Origin of the sequence: Microbacterium sp., from assembly GCF_031988965.1 — a bacterium.
Lineage (GTDB): Bacteria > Actinomycetota > Actinomycetes > Actinomycetales > Microbacteriaceae > Microbacterium.
In genome coordinates, this window is sequence record NZ_DALZXX010000179.1 from 1 (window position 1) to 4,658 (window position 4,658).

The following is a 4,658-nucleotide window of genomic DNA, read 5'->3' on the forward strand; positions in this document are numbered from 1 at the left end:
CGGCGGCCACCACGTGGCACACCGTCATCGCGACGCCGACGAGCCAGCCCCCGACGCCGAGCAGCAGGCCACCGAGGGGTCCGCCGGCGAGCTGCAGCGCGGCATCCCTGCCCTGGTTCGCGGCCTGCGCCCGGCCCATCGCATCGTCGGGCACGAGTTCTTTCAGCGCGCTCTCGCCCGCGACGTCGAACAGCCCGCTGCGTGCGGCGAGCAGCACGTTCGCTGCGAGGAGCGTGCCGAAGGTGAGCGCATCGGCGAGCGCGAGCAGCGTGAAGGCACCCGAGAGCAGGATGCCGAGGAGCGAGCCGAGCAGCATCAGGACGATGCGTGGATGCCGGTCGGCGAGGATGCCGCCGGCGAGCGTGAAAACGAGGCGCGCGACCATGCCCGCGCCGCCGATGATGCCGGCTTGCGCGGGGTCGTTCGTGACGATCAGCGCCAGCAGCGGGATAGCGAAGCCGAAGAGCGCGGCGGAGAGGCCCTTGCTCGTGTCGCTCACGAGCCAGGTGAGGTAGCGGGCGTTCCGCCACAGGCGGTGCGGCGCGGTCGCGGTGGTGGTCATGGGATCCACCGTAGTTGCGCAAGAAAAGTTGCGCAAGACTCATTGCGCAACTTTCCCTGCGGATAGACTGCCGGGATGAGTGAGGGCGCGGAGGGCGAGCGACAGCAGGCTGATCAGGTCTGGATGACGTCGGCCATGCTCAAGGCCTACGCGCACCCGCTGCGCCGCCAGATGCTGCGCCTCTTCGCACGCCGCGAGCACCTGCGTGCGGCCGATGTCGCGGCCGACCTCGATGTGCCGGCCAACAGCGCGAGCTTCCACCTGCGGGTGCTGGCCGACGCGGGGCTCATCGAAGAGGCTCCCGAGCATGCCCGCGACCGTCGCGACCGGGTCTGGAAGTCGCGCAAGGGTGCGATGAGTGTCGGAGGTCCGGAGCATCCGGTACCCGACGAAGCGCTGGGCAGCGCCATGATCCGATCGATCGCCGATGACCATCAGGCCATGATGGCGCGCGTCATCGCGTGGACGCCCGAGTACGTCTCGGGACGCACCGCCGAGGTGCACGCCGCGTTCTCACAGCGCATGGTCCGCCTCACCGAGGCGGAGTTCGACGCCCTGATGGATCGTGTGCAGGACGTCATCTCCGACGCAGTGGATGCCCATGACAAGGATGACCCGGCCGGACGCCCGTGGCAGATCGACATCCTCGCCGCCGACGACACGATCTGATCTCGGTCGACGTCCTCAGTCGACGTCGTCGTCGGGCGCGCGCTGGCCGCTGAGGATCAGGATGCGGCGCAGATGCATCGCCGCGAGCACGCCCGGTCCCATCGAGCGCCGCACATCGATCGTGCGGTCGTCGACCGTCTCGAGCAGAAGGCGGATCGCGCGCGCGGCCTCGGCCCGCACCCGGTGATCCTCGGAGGTGAGCGGCTCCTGCTGCGCGATCACCTCGGCCACCGCGTGGCAGGCCGCCGAGAGGGGGTCGGGCAGCGCGGGGTCGAGGTCGAGCGCGCCGGGGCGATCCCAGATGGTGTCGGCGATCTCGTCGGAGATGTCGCGGATCAGGTGCGCGATGCGATCGAGCGCCTCGAGCTCGGCATGGATGTGCCGGGTCTCGCCGCGTCGTCCGCGCGCCCTGACGTTGCCGCGTCGGCTGTCGTCGGCCTCGGACAGGGCGGTGCGCAGTTCGGAGGTCGTGTCGGCGAGCGACGCCGCATCGTCGGCCCACTTCTCGTGCTCGGGCGGCCATGACTCCGACACGGCGGACCCGATGTCGTGCAGGTGGGCACTCAACTGATCGCGGAAGGCGTCGACCCGCGCCGCGGCGGCGAGGGTCAGGGGAGCGGGAGCGATCACGATGTTGACGATCAGGCCGATCACGATGCCGACCGCCATCTGCACGAGGTAGCCGAGTGAGTAGTCGTCGGCGTTCTGCCCGCCGACGATCAGCACGAACAGTGCAGCGACGGGCACGTACTCCCGGGCGGCGCCGAACCAGCCTGTGCCGGCCACGAGCATGCCGACTCCCACCACGGCAGGCACGGTCCACCAGGTCGGGCCGACCGTCATCACGACGAGCAGGGCGAGCCCGATGCCGGTCGCGAGGCCGAGCAGGGTCTGCAGGCCCGATCGCACAGAACCCATGAGCGTCGGATACATGCTCACGAGTGCGCCGAGCGGGGCGTAGTAGGGGTACTCGTCGGTGACGCCGGGAGTGTGCGGGGCGATCAGCCACGCGAGCCCGACGGCGAGCGTCGTCTTGGCGACGAGCAGCAGGCGTGCGGGGTGCACGGCCTCGCGGATCTCGCGCGCGGCCCCCGAACGGCGGGCGCGCAGTCGCGTGCTGATGGTGTTCACGGCATCCCTTCGTCTCCTCCCCTGCAGAGCGACGCTATCCGTCGGCATCCGCTTCTCCCAACGGGTTGCGTGGCGAGCGCGGGCCGGGTATCGGGCCGGGTGCGATGATGCCGGACGCGACGACGCCGGCCGCCCTGTGCGGGCGACCGGCGTCATCGGCGGGACGCCCGATCAGGGGATCGCCCGCCGGAAGGCGAGGAACGAGACTCCGCTGAGCACGACCGTGGCGACGAGTCCCCAGAGCGCGAGGCCGAGTGCACCCGCGTCGAGGATGCCGGTCCAGACCTGGTTCCACAGCTCGAGCCTGGTGGCGAGGAATGCGAGCCCGACGAGGATCAGCGCGAGCCCGACGCCGACGATGGTCAGCACCGTCGGCCCCCAGCTCTTGTAGATCGTCGCACCGGTGAAGCCGAGGACGAACAGGAAGAGCGCGAGCGTGAAGTACACGACGAACGCCCCGAGCGGACCCGCCTCCCACAGCCACGGCAGGTAGAAGACGTAGCCGTTGACGCCGTATCCGTTCGTCAGCGTCTCGATCGCGCCGCCGATCAGGAACAGCACGCCCATGAACGCGCTGCCGAGGATCGCCGTGAGCAGCGTGCCGAAGAAGAAGTCACGGCGGGTGATGCTCATCGCCTGCGAGAACGGGAACGTGAGGGTCATCGCCGAGATGCCGATCGCGAAGAAGTACCAGAGCGGCGCCTGGCCGCCACCGCCGTACTTCGGAGTGGAGACCGGGATCATCGCGTAGATCAGCACCGAGAGCACGACAGCCGAGGCGAGCACGATCAGCGGAACCCAGATGAACGTCTGGCGGTTGATCAGCTGCAGGCGGATGACGTTGAGTGTGCGTCGCATCAGCGCACCTTCTCCTTCACATCGGTGGCTCTCGTGGTGGCATCCGCCCTCTGCGTGAGGCGGACGATGAGCTGCTGCAGCGAGACGGGAGCGAGGTCGAGTCCGGATGCCGTGACCTCGGCCCGCTCGGCGGGCGACAGGTGTCCGAGCACGGTGACGGAGGCCACGCGGCCCAGCGCCTCGCGGTGCAGGACCTCGCGTCCGGAGGCCCAGGTATCGACCTTGGCGGCGTCGCCGACGACGGTGACGGCGCGGTCGCGCACGGCATCCGTGTCTTCGTTCAGCAGGATCTGCCCGTTGTCGATCACGATGACCTTCTCGATGAGGTTCGAGACCTCGTCGATCAGGTGCGACGACAGGATGATCGTGCGCGGGTGCTCGGCATAGTCCTGGAGCAGTCGGTCGTAGAAGATCTGACGGGCGACCGCGTCGAGACCCAGGTAGGGCTCGTCGAAGAATGTGAGCTCGGCACGGGATGCGAGTCCGATGATCACGCCGACGGCCGAGAGCTGGCCGCGCGAGAGCTTCTTGATGGTCTGCTTCATCGGCAGCTGGAACTGCTCGACGAGCTCGTCGGCCAGCTCCTGGTCCCAGTTCTCGAAGAACAGGCTCGCGGCCTTGAAGGCGTGACGCGGGTAGGCGTCGTCCGGGTACTTCTGGCTCTCGCGGACGAAGCAGATCCGGTTCAGCACCCGCGTGTTCTCGTACGGGTGCTCACCGAAGACCCGGACGGTGCCCGAGGACTCGAAGTTCTGCGCGGTCAGGATCGACATGAGCGTCGTCTTGCCTGCGCCGTTGCGGCCGAGGAGCCCGTAGATCGCGCCGCCCTCGAGGCTGAGCGACACATCGTCGAGCGCGTTCTTCTCCTTGTAGTGCTTCGTGAGGTTCGTGACCTCGATGACGGCGGTCATGCGGGGGTCGTCCCTTCTGTCTGCGGTGTCTGTTCGGTGTGGGTCGCGCGCTCTCGGAGCAGCGCGGCGAGGTCGTCGGCGCCGAGCCCCAGCGTGCGGGCCTCGGCGAGGAGCGGTTCGATGTAGCGGTCCGCGAATGCGTCGCGGCGTTCGCCGAGAACGATGTCCCGTGCGCCCGCGGCGACGAACATGCCGATGCCGCGGCGCTTGTACAGCACTCCCTTGTCGGTGAGCATGGCGACTCCCTTCGCTGCCGTCGCAGGGTTGATCCGATAGAAACCGGCGAGCTCGTTCGTCGAAGGCGCCTGCGTCTCTTCCGCGAGCGAACCGTCGATGATCGAGTCCTCGATCTGCTCGGCGATCTGGAGGAAGAGCGGCTTGCCTTCGTCGATCACGAGTCCTCCGAGGTGGTTGGTGGGTTAGTTACTCGACTAGGTAACCACTGAACCTGATTCGTGTCAACCGTTTCTGCGATGCCTCGGCCCGGGCACGTTTTCGGAGCAGGCGGATGGCACGCCGGGCCGCGA

Annotated in this window: 6 protein-coding genes; 1 reads left to right on the top strand and 5 read right to left on the bottom strand. The window is 68.4% G+C overall.

What is annotated here, in order from left to right; all coding sequences use genetic code 11:
* Positions 1-562: MFS transporter (locus RTM68_RS16890; RefSeq protein WP_312173167.1), on the bottom strand; the 562-nt coding region annotated here is incomplete at its 3' end.
* A 75-nt stretch (positions 563-637) separates the two neighbouring features.
* On the opposite strand from RTM68_RS16890, the gene RTM68_RS16895 reads away from it, so the two are divergent.
* Positions 638-1,231: a helix-turn-helix domain-containing protein gene (locus tag RTM68_RS16895; RefSeq protein WP_312173169.1), complete on the top strand. Its 594-nt coding sequence runs from the start codon at positions 638-640 to the stop codon at positions 1,229-1,231.
* A gap of 15 nt (positions 1,232-1,246) precedes the next feature.
* Here the strand turns inward: RTM68_RS16895 and RTM68_RS16900 are convergent, their stop codons facing one another.
* The 4 genes from RTM68_RS16900 to RTM68_RS16915 all read right to left on the bottom strand — a co-directional run bounded on the left by RTM68_RS16900 (position 1,247) and on the right by RTM68_RS16915 (position 4,526).
* Complete coding sequence (locus RTM68_RS16900) at positions 1,247-2,362, bottom strand: aromatic acid exporter family protein (RefSeq protein ID WP_312173171.1); 1,116 nt, start codon at positions 2,360-2,362, stop codon at positions 1,247-1,249.
* A 171-nt stretch (positions 2,363-2,533) separates the two neighbouring features.
* Entirely contained in the window at positions 2,534-3,220 is a 687-nt protein-coding gene (locus tag RTM68_RS16905; RefSeq protein WP_312173174.1) for a hypothetical protein, read from the bottom strand.
* The gene (locus RTM68_RS16910) at positions 3,220-4,131 is read right to left on the bottom strand and encodes an ABC transporter ATP-binding protein (RefSeq protein WP_312173176.1); all 912 of its coding nucleotides are present in this window, start codon (positions 4,129-4,131) and stop codon (positions 3,220-3,222) included. The genes RTM68_RS16905 and RTM68_RS16910 overlap by 1 nt, the downstream gene beginning before the upstream one ends.
* On the bottom strand, positions 4,128-4,526 hold the full coding sequence (locus RTM68_RS16915) for a GntR family transcriptional regulator (protein ID WP_312173179.1): 399 nt from the start codon (positions 4,524-4,526) through the stop codon (positions 4,128-4,130). Before RTM68_RS16915 ends, RTM68_RS16910 begins: the two co-directional genes overlap by 4 nt.
* Positions 4,527-4,658: the final 132 nt, after the last annotated feature.